At 43.5% G+C, this 17,564-nt stretch carries 15 protein-coding genes; 12 read left to right on the forward strand and 3 right to left on the reverse strand.

The features are described 5' to 3' along the window. The first annotated feature begins 1 nt into the window (after window position 1). Both ACMXYN_RS04795 and ACMXYN_RS04800 read left to right on the forward strand, forming a co-directional pair. Window positions 2-1,303 (forward strand): surface lipoprotein assembly modifier, encoded by a 1,302-nt coding sequence (locus tag ACMXYN_RS04795; RefSeq protein WP_415893731.1) that lies wholly within the window; start codon window positions 2-4, stop codon window positions 1,301-1,303. 11 nt (window positions 1,304-1,314) lie between these two features. After that, window positions 1,315-3,084 carry a FecR domain-containing protein gene (locus ACMXYN_RS04800; RefSeq protein ID WP_415893732.1) on the forward strand — a complete coding sequence of 590 codons (1,770 nt, stop codon included), beginning with the start codon at window positions 1,315-1,317 and terminating at the stop codon, window positions 3,082-3,084. Between the two features lie 13 nt (window positions 3,085-3,097). On the opposite strand, the gene ACMXYN_RS04805 is transcribed toward ACMXYN_RS04800, so the two are convergent. Then, window positions 3,098-3,856, reverse strand: a complete 759-nt coding sequence (locus ACMXYN_RS04805; RefSeq protein ID WP_415893733.1) for an MBL fold metallo-hydrolase — start codon at window positions 3,854-3,856, stop codon at window positions 3,098-3,100. A gap of 65 nt (window positions 3,857-3,921) precedes the next feature. Between ACMXYN_RS04805 and ACMXYN_RS04810 the strand changes: the two genes are divergently transcribed. After that, window positions 3,922-6,180 carry a GspE/PulE family protein gene (locus ACMXYN_RS04810; RefSeq protein WP_415893734.1) on the forward strand — a complete coding sequence of 753 codons (2,259 nt, stop codon included), beginning with the start codon at window positions 3,922-3,924 and terminating at the stop codon, window positions 6,178-6,180. Between the two features lie 3 nt (window positions 6,181-6,183). Beyond that, the gene (locus tag ACMXYN_RS04815; protein ID WP_415893735.1) at window positions 6,184-8,376 is read left to right on the forward strand and encodes a CHASE2 domain-containing protein; all 2,193 of its coding nucleotides are present in this window, start codon (window positions 6,184-6,186) and stop codon (window positions 8,374-8,376) included. A gap of 4 nt (window positions 8,377-8,380) precedes the next feature. Here ACMXYN_RS04815 and ACMXYN_RS04820 read toward each other — a convergent pair whose 3' ends face one another. Next, a complete protein-coding gene (locus ACMXYN_RS04820; protein ID WP_415893736.1) occupies window positions 8,381-9,973 on the reverse strand; it encodes a GAF and HD-GYP domain-containing protein in 1,593 nt (530 codons plus the stop codon). A 268-nt stretch (window positions 9,974-10,241) separates the two neighbouring features. Here ACMXYN_RS04820 and ACMXYN_RS04825 point away from each other — a divergent pair, with 268 nt between their 5' ends. The 8 genes from ACMXYN_RS04825 to ACMXYN_RS04860 all read left to right on the forward strand — a co-directional run bounded on the left by ACMXYN_RS04825 (window position 10,242) and on the right by ACMXYN_RS04860 (window position 16,821). Beyond that, window positions 10,242-11,030: a putative hydro-lyase gene (locus tag ACMXYN_RS04825; RefSeq protein WP_415893737.1), complete on the forward strand. Its 789-nt coding sequence runs from the start codon at window positions 10,242-10,244 to the stop codon at window positions 11,028-11,030. A 39-nt stretch (window positions 11,031-11,069) separates the two neighbouring features. Continuing rightward, window positions 11,070-11,804, forward strand: coding sequence for a 5-oxoprolinase subunit PxpA (locus tag ACMXYN_RS04830; protein WP_415893738.1), 735 nt, complete (start codon window positions 11,070-11,072; stop codon window positions 11,802-11,804). Further along, window positions 11,801-12,478, forward strand: a complete 678-nt coding sequence (gene pxpB, locus ACMXYN_RS04835) for a 5-oxoprolinase subunit PxpB (protein ID WP_415893739.1) — start codon at window positions 11,801-11,803, stop codon at window positions 12,476-12,478. Before ACMXYN_RS04830 ends, pxpB begins: the two co-directional genes overlap by 4 nt. Further along, window positions 12,475-13,419, forward strand: coding sequence for a biotin-dependent carboxyltransferase family protein (locus ACMXYN_RS04840; protein WP_415893740.1), 945 nt, complete (start codon window positions 12,475-12,477; stop codon window positions 13,417-13,419). The genes pxpB and ACMXYN_RS04840 overlap by 4 nt, the downstream gene beginning before the upstream one ends. 33 nt (window positions 13,420-13,452) lie before the next feature. Then, a complete protein-coding gene (locus tag ACMXYN_RS04845; protein ID WP_415893741.1) occupies window positions 13,453-14,298 on the forward strand; it encodes a DUF4392 domain-containing protein in 846 nt (281 codons plus the stop codon). A 16-nt stretch (window positions 14,299-14,314) separates the two neighbouring features. After that, on the forward strand, window positions 14,315-15,178 hold the full coding sequence (locus tag ACMXYN_RS04850; RefSeq protein ID WP_415893742.1) for an aminotransferase class IV: 864 nt from the start codon (window positions 14,315-14,317) through the stop codon (window positions 15,176-15,178). Window positions 15,179-15,208: 30 nt separating this feature from the next. Beyond that, the gene (locus ACMXYN_RS04855) at window positions 15,209-15,490 is read left to right on the forward strand and encodes an HlyU family transcriptional regulator (protein ID WP_415893743.1); all 282 of its coding nucleotides are present in this window, start codon (window positions 15,209-15,211) and stop codon (window positions 15,488-15,490) included. Between the two features lie 137 nt (window positions 15,491-15,627). Continuing rightward, window positions 15,628-16,821 carry a glycosyltransferase gene (locus ACMXYN_RS04860; protein ID WP_415893744.1) on the forward strand — a complete coding sequence of 398 codons (1,194 nt, stop codon included), beginning with the start codon at window positions 15,628-15,630 and terminating at the stop codon, window positions 16,819-16,821. Between the two features lie 14 nt (window positions 16,822-16,835). On the opposite strand, the gene ACMXYN_RS04865 is transcribed toward ACMXYN_RS04860, so the two are convergent. Continuing rightward, window positions 16,836-17,486, reverse strand: coding sequence for a putative 2OG-Fe(II) oxygenase (locus tag ACMXYN_RS04865; RefSeq protein ID WP_415893745.1), 651 nt, complete (start codon window positions 17,484-17,486; stop codon window positions 16,836-16,838). Window positions 17,487-17,564 lie beyond the last annotated feature (78 nt).

Raw genomic sequence — 17,564 nt, forward strand, 5'->3', positions numbered from 1 at the left:
AGTGAGTAAGTTACATAAGTATTTGGCCGTCATCTTGTACTGTCTATCTTCATTCGTCGCTGCTGACACGGTTACCGATCTAAAAAATCTGGTTGATCAAGGTAAGTACGCTCAAGCTTATCAATTGGCTTTGTCTCACTTGGAAAGTATGGAAGGTGACCCTGCTTTCGATATGCAATATGGTGTAGCGGCGATTGATAGTAAGCACGTAAGTGAAGGCGTATTTGCGCTTGAAAGGGTTATTTTCCTAGAGCCCCGTAACTTTCTGGCTAAGTTGGAATTAGCACGCGGTTACTACCATTTAAATCAGTTTGAGAAAGCCAAGCAGCTATTCTTACAAGTTAAAAAGGTCAAACCGCCGCAAGTGGTTGCTAACAGAATAGATCTGTATCTCTCCCTAATTGATAAAAAAACAACGATACCTCCTACAAAATTTACCAGCTTTGTTGAGTTGTGGGCCGGATATGACAGCAACCTTAATTCTGGACCTAGTGACCAAACTAACGTTGTTATATTAAGCAGTGATGCTCTTGGTCGAAGTGGACAATATAATCAGGTTCGATTGGGGGGGGATATAGAGCATGCTTATAGCCCTGATGCAGCTCTTCTTTTTAGTGCACATGCTGATATGCGGTTGTACCACACTGAAGATGAACAAGATTATAAGAATATCAGCGTAAATGGTGGCCATTTATGGAAAATGGACGACCAACAATTCCAAGTCAATTTTGTACTTCAGAAATATCTATTAGACCGTAAACAATTTCGAGATCTCTTGGGAGCCAATGCGCAATGGAGCAAACAGCTTAGTCGAAACTCAGTTGCGAAGCTCTTTGTTGGGGCTAACTCTCTAACTTATAAAGATTCCGCATGGAAGGATGCTTTACAGCTTAATGCAGGGGCAAATTATCTTTATGCTGGTGAAGGTTCGTGGAATCCTCTCTATTTTGTAAGTGGTTTTATTGGTAATGAAAGTCCTGAAGAGTCTAACCTGTTTACGAATAGCCTGGTTGATCGAGTTTTCTTTGGTGGCAATCTAGGGGTGCAGCTCAGTCCGGCAGATAATATAAAGCTAACGCCGTCCTTTACTTATCAAGAGAGCGAGTATGCTGGAGAAGACTGGATTTATGGAATCAAACGGAATGATAAGTACATGTTGGCCAATTTAAATATAGATTGGACTGTAGGACCTTCTTGGACCTTGTTGGGGAACTACAGCTATACAAAATCTGATTCAAATATTGAGCTTTATGAGTATGACCGTCAACAAGTCATGCTTGGGCTACGATATAGCTTCCGTTGAGGTGATCATCAATGAAGATTTTTCTACTTACCTCTTTACTTATTTTAGTCAGCAGCTTTTCGCAAGCTGAAGAAAGTGTTGGCAAAGTAATACTTAGTTTTGGTCAGAATGTGGCGGTATCCACTGCAGGAGATGAACGTGCACTTAAACGTCAGGCCGATGTATTTGCTAATGACCTATTGAAAACCAGCGCAAAGGGGCGTTTGCAGATCCGTTTTACCGATGGATCTCGACTGTCGTTAAAGCCGAATACGGAATTTAAAATCGATGATTACCGATTCGATGAAGCGAATCCTGAAGACGGCAAAGCGATCTATAAACTTTTGAAGGGTGGTATGCGTACCATCTCTGGTAAGATCGGTAAGGTCGATAAAGAAGATTACAAACTGGATGCAGTAGTCGCTACCATCGGTATTCGAGGCACTGACTTTAGTGTAGATAAAGCTGGTGAGCGTGTTACTGGATCGGTAAGCCAAGGTAAGATTAACGTTGCAGCCAAACAGGGGGGGAGTCGTGATATCGCATCAGGCCGCTCGTTTAGCTTAGTGGGCCCTCGTGGTTCCATTAATGTCTTTAAAACGCCAGCTTCTACAGGAGCTACTGAAGAAAATGCGGAATCATCTGAGCCGGAAGAGTCCTCAGAAGAAGATACTGAACAGCAAGAGGATACAGCGACTGAAGCTGATGACGATTCATCTGAAACCGAGTCGGACCAAGAAGCTGCGCAAACCTCAGGAAATGATGATAGCAGTGAATCTGGAGCAACACTGGATTTAAGTACAACTGTTGCTACCACGAGTAATAGCATTGATAGCACCATCCCTGCGAGTGACCCTGTAGCCGAAAGTAATGATCAAAATATTATTCAAGAAGTAACAACAACCGCTCCTAACCCAACAGGGTCAGGTACAGCCGCGCCTATGGGGAGTCTGGTGGCTGTTGCTTTTACAGAAATTGACTCTGTTAAAGGTTTAAATGGAAGCTCTGGTCGCGTATTTGTAGATGGACAATCAGCTATTACTGTTGATAGTACGCAAGGCACAGGAGATTTAGTGACAGGTTTGGTCTATTTTGATTCCAACACATCCCCTGATAATGACTGCACACCTTGTAGCTTTACTGGCCCGTCAACTGTCGCTCGCCTTCTTGATAACAACACTAAAGAATTGGGCGGTGCCAACGTTACTTGGGGGCGCTGGGGTAATGATTACACGGTGATAGAAAATAGTTCCGAAGTTGAAACCGTTGGTAGTTTCCATTTTATGTATACGGATGGCCTCACTCCAGCTTCCGTTGTAACAGCCAAAACTGGTGATTATGTATACCGCTTAGATTCTTATGTATCGGCAGGCGGGTATACCAAACCTGAAATTGAAACAGGTGCTACAGGAACTCTGAAGGATTTCGTTGGTGGGGGAGGTACCGGTGGTCATATCTATAGCGGCACTTATTTCCGAGTAGACTTTGATAGCCAAAAACTACTGGAAATTGGGATTGAAGCTAATGTAGCTGGTCGAAATTATGCTTTGCGAGAAGATGCAAATGCGAATATGAATTTGAACAATATTCTAAGTGGTAACGATGTTAAGTTGACAGGCACATGTACTGGCGGCGATTGCGGTGCTAATACAGATATGTCTGGGCGTATGACCATTGATTTTGTCGGAGAAGCCGCGCAAGGGGCTGTTACGAGTTACGGTGCAACAGGTGAAAATGCTAGCAATGGAACGACAGGAACAATTTCAGGCACCATTTTACTTGAAGCGCAGCAATCCCCTTAATAAGGGATTGCTATCATAGGTTTATAATATCGCCGTGATGTAAACGATCAATCTGCCAGCTAGGTAGGATTTGGCGGCATTGCTGCATAATTGTATCTTCGAACCCGGGTTTAAGGTGAGTGATCATTACTCGAGCTGGATGGCTTAACAGCTCTAGCTGGCTCGCAAGATGGCTAGGAGTAAGATGACCGCTTAACCGAGCCAGTTCATCAACTTCATCGGTAAAAGAGACATCGATAATCAGTAGGTCTGGTTTTTTTGCATTTAGAATGGGCCAGAGCGCGTCATTGATACCCGTATCGCCACTAAAAACAAAAGAGGCTTGGCCGTCTGATACTAAATAGCCAACGGTTGGTGAAGGATGCTCTGCAGGGATCACCTCTATGGTTTTACCTTGAAGTGATAGCTGATCACCGACGTTGACCGAATGCAGATTTATGATCGGTTTATCTTCAGGTAAGCAGGTGTAATCTGGCCAAATTGTCCAGTTAAAGATGTGAACTTTTAAAGCCTCAACAACGTCTGGAAGCGCATAGATATTGATGGGTGTTTTATGCTGATCATAAATTGTTGCCAGCATTAAAGGCAGGCCGATGATATGGTCTAAATGGGCATGTGTAATCACCACATCTTTAATAGCGAGCATCTGATCCATTTTTAAAAGCTCAACACCTGTACCGGCGTCAATTAACAAGGAATCATCTACTAAAAAAGTTGTAGTTTTTAAACCATGGCCGATACCGCCACTGCAACCAAGAATTTCGAGCTTCACTTCCCACCTCTGGAGCGGCTATCTTTAACTAGAAAACTATAATAATGACATTATGGTAGTAGAGCATGACAAAAGCGATAGAAAAGGATACACAGCAGTTTTATTCTCGATTGACAAAAGTGCTGAGTAAGATTCATCAGGCTAAGAGTTTTGAAGAAGCTTATCCCTTGGTCGAAAAGACATTGCTCGCTTTGTTTAACGCTCAGCGTATCACCGTATACCAACGAAATCGCTCGAGCAAGGATATTGTTTCCCGATTTAAGACGGGGAAAGATTTAACTGAAATTAGAGTGCCGATTACAGCTTCTTCCATAGCTGGTTTTGTTGCGCTTAGTAAAAAAGCACTAACAATCAAGGATGTAAGGGATTCTGCAGAACTTGAAAAAATACATCCGTCATTGCGTTTTAATGCTTCATTTGAAAAAGATATCGAATTTACCAGTCGCTCTATGCTGGTATTGCCGATTCTGTACCAAGATGTGCTTCTCGGAGTTATACAGATAATAAACCGCCGAGACGGTAAATCTTTTTCGGCGATTGATCTGAAAAGAGGGCGACAATTTGCAGAGTTACTAGGGCAAAAATTCCGCTACGATTTTGGCTGTACTGAAACACCGTTTGAATACCTTTTAGCGCAGAATTTAATTGAGCAGAAAGTCTTTGATCAATTAGAGAAAAAATCTGATGCTCGAACTCCACTAACGCGTTTGTTAAGAGATAACGCTAGGCTAACAAGTCAGCAGATTGGTCAATCGTTGGAATGTTTTTATCAAGTTCCTTTTGTTGCCTACAACCCAGAAAAGTACTTTCTTCACCCCTTATGTGAAAAGGTAAACAAGGCTTACCTTCGCAACTCCAACCTTGTTTTACTGTCCGAGCAGAATAGTGAGACTGTTCTGATTTTGATTGATGATCCTAATGACACCAAGCGGCTAATCGAGATTAAAAATGTTGTAGGTCAGCATGACGCCCACATCTGTGTTGGGTTATTGGATGATATTCATCAGTATTTGGGCGTTGTTGCTTCAGGTGGTCAACAGGATAGTGCGAACCTTAGCACTATTCTTGATGAGCTAGATGATAGCGCCGAAATGGATATTGATGAGAGTGTTGCTGATAATGACGACGTTTCAGAGGAAGATTCAACCGTAGTCCGTTTGGTTAATCGAGTATTGCTGGATGCGAAGCGCCTGAGAGCATCGGATATTCATATTGAACCGGGCAAAGGCAGAACACCCACTAATGTTCGTATGCGGATAGATGGCGTTTGCCAAGACATCATTCAGATCCCCGCAACCCATGCTAAAGCGACAGTATCGCGAATCAAGATTATGTCGCGCCTAGATATAGCCGAAAAACGCTTACCTCAAGATGGTAAATTTGCCGTGCGTTTGCAAGGCCACCCTTTGGAAGTTCGTGTGGCGACCATTCCTACGGTTAATGGCGAAGGTGTAGTCATGCGCTTGCTGCAAAGTGGCGACCCCGTTGCTTTTGATCAACTTAACTTTGTCGAGCCTATTCAAAATGGGGTAAAGGATCTGTTACAAAATCCACATGGTATTTTGTTGGTGGTTGGCCCTACAGGTTCAGGTAAAACGACCACTCTGCATGCATTGCTTGCTACCTTAAATACACCCGAAAAAAAGATATGGACTGCAGAAGATCCTGTTGAGATTACACAGCCCGGTTTGCAGCAAGTTCAGATACAGCCAAAGACAGGTTTTACCTTCGCAGCAGCGCTACGTGCGTTTTTGCGTGCTGATCCAGATATTATTCTAATTGGTGAGATGCGAGATCAGGAAACGGCTCATGCGGCTGTAGAGGCATCCTTAACCGGTCATCTAGTGTTATCAACACTGCATACCAATTCTGCTCCTGAAACCATTACTCGTTTGCTGGATTTAGGTATAGATCCAGTGAGCTTTTCAGATGCACTTTTAGGCGTGTTGGCACAGCGTTTAGTTAGAACGCTATGCCCAAGTTGCCGTAAGGCGTACAAAGCTTCAAATGATGAGATCGCTTTTTTACTGCGTCGTTATGGTGAGCAGGCGGGAGAGTTGATTATGGGTGATAAAGTGAAGCTTTATAAAGCCGTAGGTTGTGAGGAATGTAACCATACGGGTTATCGAGGACGTACAGGTATTCACGAACTATTGATTTCGACCCCAGAGATGAAAGAAAAGATCTATCAAGGGGCAACAATAGGTGAGATCCGTGAACAGGCGATCTCTGATGGTATGCGTAGCTTGTTGCAGGATGGAATACAGAAGGTGCTTAAGGGTGACATCGACTTCGATCAATTGCGCAGAGTTACGGCGGAGTAAACGATGAAGCAACGTTGGATACGAACTGTTTTAGGTTTAGTGCTCACTTTAGTGATGTTGATTCCTGTGATCCAGGGCGATCGCCCTGATCTATTGGATCGGTTTGAGTATGATTTATATGACTTGCGCTTAAGACAGTTTTTATCCGAGGAAAAAGATCCACGTATTGTTATTGTCGATGTCGATGAAAAAAGTCTGGCAGCAGAGGGACGCTGGCCGTGGAACCGAGCTAAATTGGCCTTGATGTTGGACCAGCTATTTGACCAATATGGTGTCGCTATTGTCGGATTTGATATGGTTTTCTCGGAGGCTGATCAAAGTGTTGATCTATCTGAGCTTAAACAGCTGGCATCGGAATCAGAAGAGCAAAATTTAGATCAATTATTAAAGAACTTAAATTCGGATGAGATCTTTTCTAAAGCCATTGCCGATCGCCCCGTTGTATTAGGCTATCTATTTGATCGTAGTTTAAAGAAGCTTCAAATTGGTCATCCTGGTAATCCAATCATTAGTGATGATGAGCGTCTAAATCAGTTACCTATCCCCGAAGCAAACGGGATCATCTCCAGCCTGAATGAACTGCATAGTGTCAGTGTTTGGAACGGCTTCTTTGATAATCCGATGGTGGATTCGGATGGTGTTTATCGTCGTGTACCCGTGATTCAGCGTTATGAAGAGAATTATTATCCCTCTCTGGCGCTTTCTATGCTCTTAGCGTTGTTTGGTGAGCAAGCCGTGACTGCTGTGATTGAATCGGATGCCACTGGTAAGCAAGATGCCCTAGTGGCTGTCGATGCTGCTGGTGTGCGTATTCCAGTAGATCAGCATGGTGCGGTGCTTGTGCCTTACAGAGGCCCTCAAGGTAGCTTCCCTTATATATCGGCAACCGATGTGATTCGTGGAACCGCCGATGCAGATCAGTTAGAAGGTGCGATTATTTTGGTCGGTACGAGCGCTGCAGGTTTGTTAGATCTGCGAGTGACGCCGATGAGTAATCGGTACTCGGGTGTAGAAGTACACGCAAATATTCTGTCCGGAATGTTAGACGAACGCATTCAGCATCAGCCTGATTACACCTTGGGGGTTGAACTGATTCAGTTGATTGTGAGTGGTTTATTGCTGTCGTTGATTATTCCGCGAGTTTCGGTTTTAACTTCTACGCTATTCACATTAGTGTGGGTGGCTCTGCTGGTGGGGATAAACCTTTATGCGTGGCAACAGATGTTCTGGGTTATTCCGCTAGGTTACACCTTAATTCTGGTATCAGTGCTTTATCTCTTTCAGCAAACCACAGGTTACTTTTTTGAAGCGCGAAATATCGCTCAATTGGCAACTCAATTCGGTCAATATATACCGCCAGAAGTAGTGGAAGAGTTGAGTGAACAAGCACAGAGCGTCCAACTAAGTGGTGAAAACCGTGAGATGAGTGTGTTCTTCTCGGATGTTCGTGGTTTTACAAGTTTGTCTGAGCAGCTTAATCCACAGCAGTTGACCCGATTGATGAATATTTATCTCACAGGTATGACTCAAATTATCCATGAACAACGAGGGACTGTGGATAAATATATAGGTGATGCAGTGATGGCCTTTTGGGGCGCGCCACTAAAAGATGAACATCATGCCCGTAATGCATTGAATTCAGCGATGAAGATGCTGGATGCTCTGCCAGAACTGAATAAGCAACTTCAGTTAGAAGGTTTACCTACCGTTGAGGTGGGTATGGGAATTAATAGTGGCCCTATGAATGTGGGCAACATGGGATCGAGCTTCCGTATGGCCTATACCGTTATGGGCGATGCGGTGAACCTTGCTTCTCGCTTAGAGAGTTTAACCAAATATTACGGTGCTCCGCTTTTGGTCAGTGGAGAGGTCGTAGCTCAAGTCCCGGAATATAGTTACCGGAAGTTGGATCGTGTACAGGTTAAAGGTCGAAGCGAGCCTGTAGATATTTATGAACCTATCTGTTTGCGCGAGGCGTGCACATCTCAACAGCAGTCTAGTATCGAACTCTTTTCTTCAGCGATAGCAGCCTATGTCCAAAAGGATTGGGATTTGGCGGAAGAACGATTTGGGCAATTCTTGTTAGATCATCCAGATGACAAAATGACACGAATCTATCTTCACCGGATTGCTGAGTTTAAGGACATACCGCCAAATGTAGGCTGGCGCGGCGTTTATAGCCACACCAGCAAATAAACACTTAATTTAAGCCGGGTAGGGATGTTGGATCAAACTCATCGATTTGACGCGGGGTCATATGCGATTGTGCATATTCCAGATAAGTGCCGCTTTCGACAAACAGTTTGAATAGATCAGCATCCAGATGATTATCTTCTACCATGCGTCCCAAGATGGTCATCGCTTGCGATAGCAGCATGCCTTTTTTGTATGGACGATCTGGTGAAGTTAGGGCTTCAAAAATATCAGCGATACACATAATGCGTGCTCGCGTTGATAAATCTTCTGCTGTGATTCCTCTAGGGTAACCGCTGCCATCCATATGCTCGTGATGGTTACAGGCAATCTCTGGAACTTCCGATAGCTGTTTAGGGTAGTTCAGTGATTCAAGCATATCTGTAGATACTTTGATGTGATCACGCATGACTTGGCGTTCATGCTCTGTCAAAGTACCTTTGCTGATACATAAGTTATCCACTTCATCTTTGGTCAGCAGATGACGAGCGTTGCCTTCACCGTCAATCCAACTTATCTCGCTGATACTGACCACACGCGCTTTGTCTTCCGCCGCCATAAACTCTGAGCCAGTATTCGATTTACGAATAAAATCGAAATCGATATCTAGTTGTTGTAGCTGAGCTGCCAACTTTTGCTCAGCAGAAGCAAACTCTTCAGTTGATAGCTGAATCTGCTGTTGTAGTAACTCAATTTGCAGATGTTGCTTGTATTCACGAAAGCGGGATTCGACAAGATCTATACGATCGAACATCGTGTGCAATTTGGTTGCTTTATCGATGATGTACTCAGGCGTTGTAATCTTGCCGCAATCGTGAAGCCAGGCCGCGATCCGTAACTCGTACATCTCGAGGTCATTAAAGTTAAGATCCGCGAATGTGCCAGATGTCGCATTATTAACGGCCGCTGCTAGTAACATAGCGATCTCCGGCACTTGTTCACAGTGCTTACCTGTGACGGGTGACTTATGGTCGATCGCACGGCCAATCAATTTAATAAAAGACTCAAATAGCATTCGCTGTGCATCGATGAGTCGACGTTTAGTGAGTACAGCAGCAGCTAATGAGGCTAGAGATTCAACAAGGTGCTGCTGAGTTTCAGGGAAAGGGGTGATATTACCATCGCCATCCATCGCATTGATTAGCTGAAGCACGCCGATAATCTCACCTTCATGATCCTGTAGAGGGACACAGAGGAAAGACTGCGATCTATAACTTAGTTGTTTATCAAAATTGCGGGTACCGGAAAAATCAAAATCATCACAGGTATAAGCGTCAGGGATATTAATGGTTTCGCGTTGTACAAAGGTTTGTACTACAACCAGTTTGGATGCCTGCTGTTGCGCGTTGCGAATCTCTACCGCTGGGAGGTCTCTAGGTTTTCTATGAATACCTAAAGAGCGATTATGAAGAATAGTAAACTTTAGCTCGTTTTCATTCTCTTCGTTGATTGTATAAAGCGTGCCGCCATCCGCATTGGTTAGGTGCATACAACCTAAAATAATACGATCCAGCAGTTTGGTGTGGTCTTTCTCAGAAGTTAAAGCACCAGTGAGATCGGCTAATTGTTTAACGACTTCCTGAGTGTCTAGGTGACTCATAAAGATCCCGGTTCAAATTTCCAATACGCATCTAAATGTGAATTAGGATGCGAAACAGTATCAAGGGATTGATTATCTATTTGATTATCTTAGCACTAAATAGCGGTAAGACCTTTCATTTGGATCAGTAAATTACTTTTAAATCAGCTTAATAGTGACTTTATTTCGACATCGGGTACATACTTAGATACATGGATCAAACGTACCATCCTGATATGACGCTATGACTAAACTTGGTATGTAGGTTTAGCAGAAAATAGGATCAATTATGTATTCAGATAAATCACCATTGCAGATACGGCAGATGATTCGTCGAGGTGAGTTCCAATATAACACCTCCGGAGTGGCTGCAGGATTTGTACAAGGTAATTTGGTTATATTGCCTAAAGATTATGCCGGTGATTTTTTACAGTTTTGTCAGTTAAACCCTAAGCCATGCCCCTTGATTGGAATGTCCGAGAATCCAGGTGATTTTATGCTGCCGAGCTTAGGAGAAGATCTAAATATTTGTACTGATCTTCCCAAATATCGAGTCTATCGGGATGGTGAGTTAATCGAAGAACTGCCAGATGTATCTGCATTGTGGCGAGACGATCTGGTTACCTTTGTTCTAGGTTGCTCCTTTTCATTCGAAGAAGCGCTTCTGGCGGATGGTTTAGAGATCCGAAATATCTCTGAAGGGGTTAATGTTCCTATGTATCGAACCAATATGCCTTGTAAGCCCGCAGGTTGTTTTAGTGGCGATACGGTTGTCAGTATGCGGCCAATGAAGGCGGCAGATGCGATTAGAGCTATTCAGATCTGTAGCCGTTTCCCTTCGGTCCATGGCGCGCCATTGCATTTGGGTGATCCTACAGAGATCGGTATTGAAGATATCGACAAACCTGATTTTGGCGATGCGGTCACTATTAAAGAGGGCGAGCTGCCCGTATTTTGGGCCTGTGGTGTAACGCCTCAAGTGGCAATAGAACAGGCCAAACCCTCGTTCTGTATTACTCACAGCCCAGGCCATATGATCGTGACAGACCTACCCAATAGCCGCCTTGCCATCTTCTGATCAAGGCGTGATTGAAGGTTTTGATTTAAGGAATACTTGATGAGTTTAAAGCTAAATTGTGATCTGGGTGAAAGCTTCGGTTCATGGAAAATGGGATTGGATGAAGCGGTGATGCCCCATATTGATCAGGCAAACATCGCTTGTGGTTTTCATGCAGGCGATCCGTTGGTCATGCAGAAAACATTGGCGCTCGCCAAACAAAACGGCGTCATGATTGGTGCGCACCCGGGATATCCTGATCTTGTTGGCTTTGGTCGACGTAGTCTAAAAGTGAGCTCTGATGAACTGACATCGATGCTGCTTTATCAGATCTCAGCATTAGATGGGATGGCAGCCAGTGTAGGACTAGAGCTTACTTATGTTAAACCTCATGGTGCGATGTATAACGATATGATGGCGGATACTTCAGTTCGACAAGATGTTATGTGCGCAATAGCGGCTTACCACAAACCATTAAGGTTGATGTTACAAAGCACTCCACAAGCGGAACAACATCAAGAGGAAGCAAAAAAGATAGGCATCGAACTGTGGTTTGAGATATTTGCTGATCGTTGTTATGCCGATGATGGCAAGCTTTTGTCACGTTCACTGCCAGGAGCAGTGCATAGCAAAGAGAAAATGTTGGCTCAAGTACGTCAGCTCAAAGAGAGTAGCAGCGTCACAACGGTAAATGGCCATCAACTTCAACTACAGGCCGATACGCTGTGTGTACATGGGGATAATATGGAGGGTGTTAATGCAATCCAAGAGATCCGAGAGTTAATCCAGTCATGAGAATAGAAATAGCAGGGGAGAATGCGCTGATCATCTATTTTGGTGATAAAGCCAGCCCAGAAACCTCTGCCAAAGTACAGCAAGCTGTTTCTGTGCTAGAGATAGAGTTGGCCGATAGGCTCATCGATCTCGTTCCTTCCTATGCGTCTTTGTTAGTGATCTACGATCTGTTTAGCTGTGACCATCTGGAGATTAAAAAACACCTCCGTGAGTTACTCACTCAGCTCGATCAAGCTGAACAGCAGGTGGGAGATCTAGTTTCTCTACCTGTTTATTACAGTCCGGAATCGGGCCCTGACCTAGAGATGTTGGCTCAAAATGCGAATTTGGAAGTGGATGAAGTGATCCAGATCCACAGCCAACAAGAGTACCGAGTTTATGCCATAGGTTTTGCCCCTGGGTTTGCCTATTTAGGAGAGGTTGATCCTAGAATCGCAGCACCTCGTTTATCCACACCTAGACAAAAAGTGACTAAAGGCGCCGTAGCTATCGCTGATCGGCAGACTGCCGTGTATCCAGCTGAATCCCCAGGTGGCTGGAATTTGATCGGTTTGTGTCCAACTGAAATGTTTACCCCAGACAAAACGCCGAATATGCCGGTTAAGGTTGGGGATAGAGTGACGTTTAAGCCAATTACCCGAGACGAATATCTCGCGTTAGGCGGACAGTTATGAGCGAAATGGGTTTTAAAGTATTACAGCCAGGCCTGTTAACACTTATTCAAGATGCAGGCCGTTTTGGTCATCATCGGATTGGTTTAACGACCGGTGGGCCTCTAGATGCGCAGGCCTTTAAATGGGCTAATCGTTTATTAGGCAATGACTTAAATAGCTCTCTTCTGGAAGTTAGTGTTGGCGGATTGGTGTTGGAATCCCATGTCGATACCTACATGGTCGTAACTGGAGCAGATATCCCGTTTAAGGTTAATGGATTGGAAAGAGAGTGTTGGCATGCTCAAAAAATCCAACAAGGGGATCGGATTGAGTTAGGGTTCGCAACCAAAGGTGCGAGAGCATATTTAGCCGTGAGTGGTGGGTTTCAGATACAACCTAGCTTCTCCAGCAGCGCGACAGTTATGAGAGAAGGTATCGGCGGTATAGATGGCGGTAAGCTTCAACAAGATGATTTTCTATACTGTACAGAAGTAAACGAGGCTAGAGCCTATCGCCTAGCTGAGCATCATCGACCGCAATACGCTGAACATGCCAGCTTGCGGGTTATCTGCGGTTATCAACAGCATCTTTTTAGCGAACATGATAAGCGGATATTTTTTAGTAGCGAGTATGAAGTTACTGATCGAGCAGACCGAATGGGTTATCGGCTGTCAGGCCCTGAAGTTAAAGCGTCGGTAGATGGCATCTTATCGGAAGGAATCTGCCATGGTGCTATTCAGATCCCAGCAGACGGGCAACCTATCGTTTTACTGAATGATCGACAAACCATCGGAGGCTACCCGAAAATTGGTTCTATGCTCTCGTTAGATACCGCAAAAATGGCGCAAATGATGCCAGGTGCCAAAGTCTCGTTTGAGCAGATCACGATTGATGATGCGCACAATATTCAATCACTAACGCAGAAAAAATTTGAACGAACCGAGCCAGATAAAGTGAATTAGCAATCCACAAGTATCAGTTGTATAGGTGCCGTTATGCCAAATGAAGCCACGATAAGTAAGCAAATTGAAGACCTATTGGTTGCTAGAAATTTACGTGGCATGCAAACGATCCAACCGCAGTTGGAATCTGGCTATTACCTGCGTGCAGCTCGAATGCTTAATCGATGCAGAGGGCACGTATTGATTGGTACTGGCTTTCCGGTTGTGGATACTTTTGAAACGGATGGGCCGGTAGGGGCGATTGCGCTGTACAAAGTATTAGAAGTGATTGGTGCAACACCCGTTATAGTATGCGGCCCGCCGGTATCTCAGGCGCTGATGCCTGATTATAGAGTTCATGAAATTCGTGTGGGCGAGCATAAAGAGCGCACATTAGAAGCATTCCAAGCGCTGTATCAATACAACCCTGAAGCTGTGATCTCTATTGAGCGTCCAGGACAGGCTGAAGATGGTCGTTATTATAATATGCGCGGTGAAAACATCAGTGCTCGTACTGCTTGCTTTGACACCTTCATCCTGAATGCTAAATGCCCAACCATCGGTATAGGTGATGGTGGAAATGAAATAGGTATGGGCAATGTCAAAGATGCACTTAAAAATCTCGATATAAAGGCATCCGTTACCGAAGTGGATGAGCTACTCATTACAGATGTATCTAATTGGGGAGCCTACGGCATTATTGCTTTTCTAAGTTTTTGGAACCATCGAGATTTCTTTGCCGATATACAGCCCTTGGAAATACTTCGCTATCTTTCCAAATTAGGCAGCGTCGACGGTGTGACAAGAGAAAATGAGTTAACTGAAGATGGTTTGCCAGCATCCGAAGGACAAAGCGTGATTAATGAGTTAAGGCAAATTATTGGTCTGGTAAAAGAATAAGTGGAGGGATATCTCTATGAGCATTGCATACCTTAATGGTGATTTCCTACCGTTGTCAGAAGCACGTATCTCGCCCTTAGACCGTGGTTTCCTCTTCGGTGATGGTATCTACGAAGTGATACCTTACTATCAGGGACAATCGGTTGGTTTAGGTTTGCATATCCAACGTATGTTAAATGGATTAGCCGAGATCGAAATTCACTGCTCCCTCACCGCTGAGCAATGGCGTAATCTACTGAATGATCTGATCGAGAAAAACAGCGATCAAGCTGAAAACTTAGGGGTGTACGTGCATGTTTCCCGAGGTACGGACGATAAGCGCTACCATGCATATCCTGAAGGTGTAGATCCGACCATATTTGCATACACTTTCGCGATCAAAGACCCAGAACCGGTCGATCGAGAAAAAGTAACTCAATACAGTTTGGTTAGTACAGAAGATTTAAGGTGGCAACGCTGCCATATTAAATCGACAGCCCTGTTAGGAAATGTAATTCATTTTCAACAAGGCTACTCTGCTGGTAGCGATGAAACGCTGTTGTATAACGCAGATCATCAGCTTACTGAAGGTAGTGCGTGTAACGTCTTTATCGTTAAAGATGGTGTTGTACTGACGCCTAAGTTAGATAATCAGATCCTGCCGGGGATTACTCGCCGGATTATTATTGATAGCTTAAAAATAGATGGATCAATTCCCGTTGAGGAGCGAACTATTACGATGGATGAGGTGCGTTTTGCGGATGAGTTATGGATCACCAGCTCTTCTAAAGAGATTGCTCCGGTAACACAACTTGATGGACAACCTGTAGGTAATGGTAAAGTAGGTGACATCTGGGAAAAGGCATTCGCCATTTATACCGCAGCAAAATTTTCGTATTGATACGTAATCAATTTTTCAAAGGTTATTAAAATGTCTCTGATTAAAAAAATCAGCGAGTTTTTCACAGCTAATAAAACAGAACCAGAATCGACGAGTAGTTTTATCGAGGTGGAATACAACGGCTATATCATAAAGCCTATGCCGATATCAGAAGATGCGGGGTATAGAGTCAATGGTTTGATTGAGAAGGGCGAACAGTCTCATCGCTTTATCCGTGCAGATGTTTTGATGGAAGAAACTCAATGCGCGGATGAAATGGTGCGTAAAGCTAAGTGTATGATTGATCAGCAGGGCGACACAATCTTTCGATAACACATATAGTGCTTGCTTAGAGTGCTAATTTACATATGACCGGGTATTCAAACTATTACCTCGACTAAGCTCCACAAATTAATCCTCAGTCGATATGATAACTCCACATTTATTCTGATTGATCTAGGTAAGGACGCATGGCAAATATCGTTTTCGCATGGGAATTAGGCGCGGGTTTAGGGCATTTGTCGCGTTTAGCTGTTCTAATGAATCGCTTAGATGCTCTGGGTCACAACTTGACCCTTGTATTGAATGACCCCTCTAATTTAGATGCGTTTGATTTGCCTGAATCCCTTTTGATTTTACCTGCTCCTAGCTTTAAAACTCTGCCATCGAAAAAGCAACCAACTGTGTCATTACCCTGCATATTGCAAAATCGAGGTTTCCAAGGCCCAAAGGTTCTTAGGGGAATAGTAAGAAGTTGGCATGGCATATTCAAAGTAACTCAACCTGATTTACTCATTTTCGATTATGCTCCGAGCGCTATGTTAGCTGCCCGAAACTTGGCTTGTCCTAAGGTAAATATTGGTAGTGGATTTTCAGAGCTCGTACCTGGATCTCCATGTTCTGTGATGCGAACAGACCTAAAGGATGCAGCCAAATTAACCAAATTGATGGAGAGTAGAATAGTTGGCTTAATCAACTGTATCTGTGATCAATTTGGATACCATCGGGTACAGTTTTTATCTGATCTTTATCAGTACGACCTAGCAATAATTTCAACCTTGCCTGATTTGGATCCCTATAAAAGAAATCCTGATAAGAGCCTCTATATTAATTTTGAAATTACAGAGCAAGGTGTTAATGCAATAAACTGGAAGAGCGGTAATAAAAAACGTGTCTTTGTTTACTTGACTATGGGGCACTATGGGGTAATTGAAACGCTAGATGCTTTATTGGCAGAAAATTGCGAAGTGATCTGTTACGGCATGGGGTTTCCGCCAAAAATGATTGAAACTTACAGCCGAAAAGGCATTCAGTTTAGTTTAGATCCAATCAATGCACCTGAACTATTGCCTACCGCTGACTTAGTTGTTTGTCATGCAGGAAAAGGTCTAATTACAGAAAGCTTATTTTTTGGGACCCCTTTGTTGTTGCTTCCTACACATATGGAGCAAAGAATGAATGCGGAGCTAGTAAAAAGCTTAGGCTCTGGTTTAACAATAGCTGGAAATATAAACCAGCAGAACGTTAAAAAAGTGCTCTCTCGCTTATTGACCGATACCTCTTTTACGGACAATGCAGGAAAAATAGCTAAGAAATATGAAGACAGAGATACACTTTCTTCGTTAGATAACATATTGGATAGGATTACGTCCTTATTAGAATGATCGGACTTAGAAATTTATTTAACCTTTAATGTAGCATTAAATGCCATCGATCTTCGTTCACCCACTCCAATAAAAGGTTCAGCGCCATGGAGTAACCACCCAGGGAAAAGATAAAAATCGCCGACCTCTGGTTTAACACTTAACAGTGATTTAGAAAAACGCTGCTTATTGCCTTCGATAAAATTAAGGTAGCCTGCCTTTCTGCCGGAAATGTAGTTTCTCTCTTCCTGCATAGGGTCTATCTCATCAGGGACTTTTAGGTATAACACGCCTGAGATATCACCGGAATGAAAATGCATCGGACTAGGTGTGTTTTCATATTGGCTTACAATCCAAAAAACCTCATAGATTACTTTATCTAACTGGCTACCTTCTGCTTCCTTAACATAATTGCCAATTAATGAACCAACAGTATCGGCAAGTGAAGGTGCTCCACCAAAAACAACATCTTCAGGGAGCATAAATTCTGAGCTTTGGGTTTTGGAAATATGCTGGTCAGCAAATAGATTAATCTTTTCGATTAGTTCTACAGGTAGTTTAGTTTTAGCAATCAATGGCCCAAAAGGCGATAGAAGCTCAATTCCAGCATTAGATGAGCTGGGGGATGAGTTTTCTGGATCGGCTTCATACTTTCTTAAGCGGCGTGTTCTTTGTTGTTCTGTCATAAGAGATTAGCCTTTTGGGAATGTTGTTACATAATATCTTTGCTAGCAGATAAATCTAGCAGTTCTACGTAGTACTAC

This window comes from Neptuniibacter sp. PT8_73 (assembly GCF_047778045.1).
Classification (GTDB): Bacteria; Pseudomonadota; Gammaproteobacteria; order Pseudomonadales; family Balneatricaceae; genus Neptuniibacter.

Bases quoted from the DNA above. Each gene is read 5' to 3' on its own strand.
- ACMXYN_RS04825 (WP_415893737.1), top strand. From the start codon at position 10,242: ATGTATTCAGATAAATCACCATTGCAGATACGGCAGATGATTCGTCGA.
- ACMXYN_RS04860 (WP_415893744.1), top strand. From the start codon at position 15,628: ATGGCAAATATCGTTTTCGCATGGGAATTAGGCGCGGGTTTAGGGCAT.
- ACMXYN_RS04800 (WP_415893732.1), top strand. From the start codon at position 1,315: ATGAAGATTTTTCTACTTACCTCTTTACTTATTTTAGTCAGCAGCTTT.
- ACMXYN_RS04840 (WP_415893740.1), top strand. From the start codon at position 12,475: ATGAGCGAAATGGGTTTTAAAGTATTACAGCCAGGCCTGTTAACACTT.
- ACMXYN_RS04815 (WP_415893735.1), top strand. From the start codon at position 6,184: ATGAAGCAACGTTGGATACGAACTGTTTTAGGTTTAGTGCTCACTTTA.
- ACMXYN_RS04820 (WP_415893736.1), bottom strand. From the start codon at position 9,973: ATGAGTCACCTAGACACTCAGGAAGTCGTTAAACAATTAGCCGATCTC.
- ACMXYN_RS04810 (WP_415893734.1), top strand. From the start codon at position 3,922: ATGACAAAAGCGATAGAAAAGGATACACAGCAGTTTTATTCTCGATTG.
- ACMXYN_RS04830 (WP_415893738.1), top strand. From the start codon at position 11,070: ATGAGTTTAAAGCTAAATTGTGATCTGGGTGAAAGCTTCGGTTCATGG.
- pxpB (WP_415893739.1), top strand. From the start codon at position 11,801: ATGAGAATAGAAATAGCAGGGGAGAATGCGCTGATCATCTATTTTGGT.
- ACMXYN_RS04855 (WP_415893743.1), top strand. From the start codon at position 15,209: ATGTCTCTGATTAAAAAAATCAGCGAGTTTTTCACAGCTAATAAAACA.
- ACMXYN_RS04845 (WP_415893741.1), top strand. From the start codon at position 13,453: ATGCCAAATGAAGCCACGATAAGTAAGCAAATTGAAGACCTATTGGTT.
- ACMXYN_RS04865 (WP_415893745.1), bottom strand. From the start codon at position 17,486: ATGACAGAACAACAAAGAACACGCCGCTTAAGAAAGTATGAAGCCGAT.
- ACMXYN_RS04850 (WP_415893742.1), top strand. From the start codon at position 14,315: ATGAGCATTGCATACCTTAATGGTGATTTCCTACCGTTGTCAGAAGCA.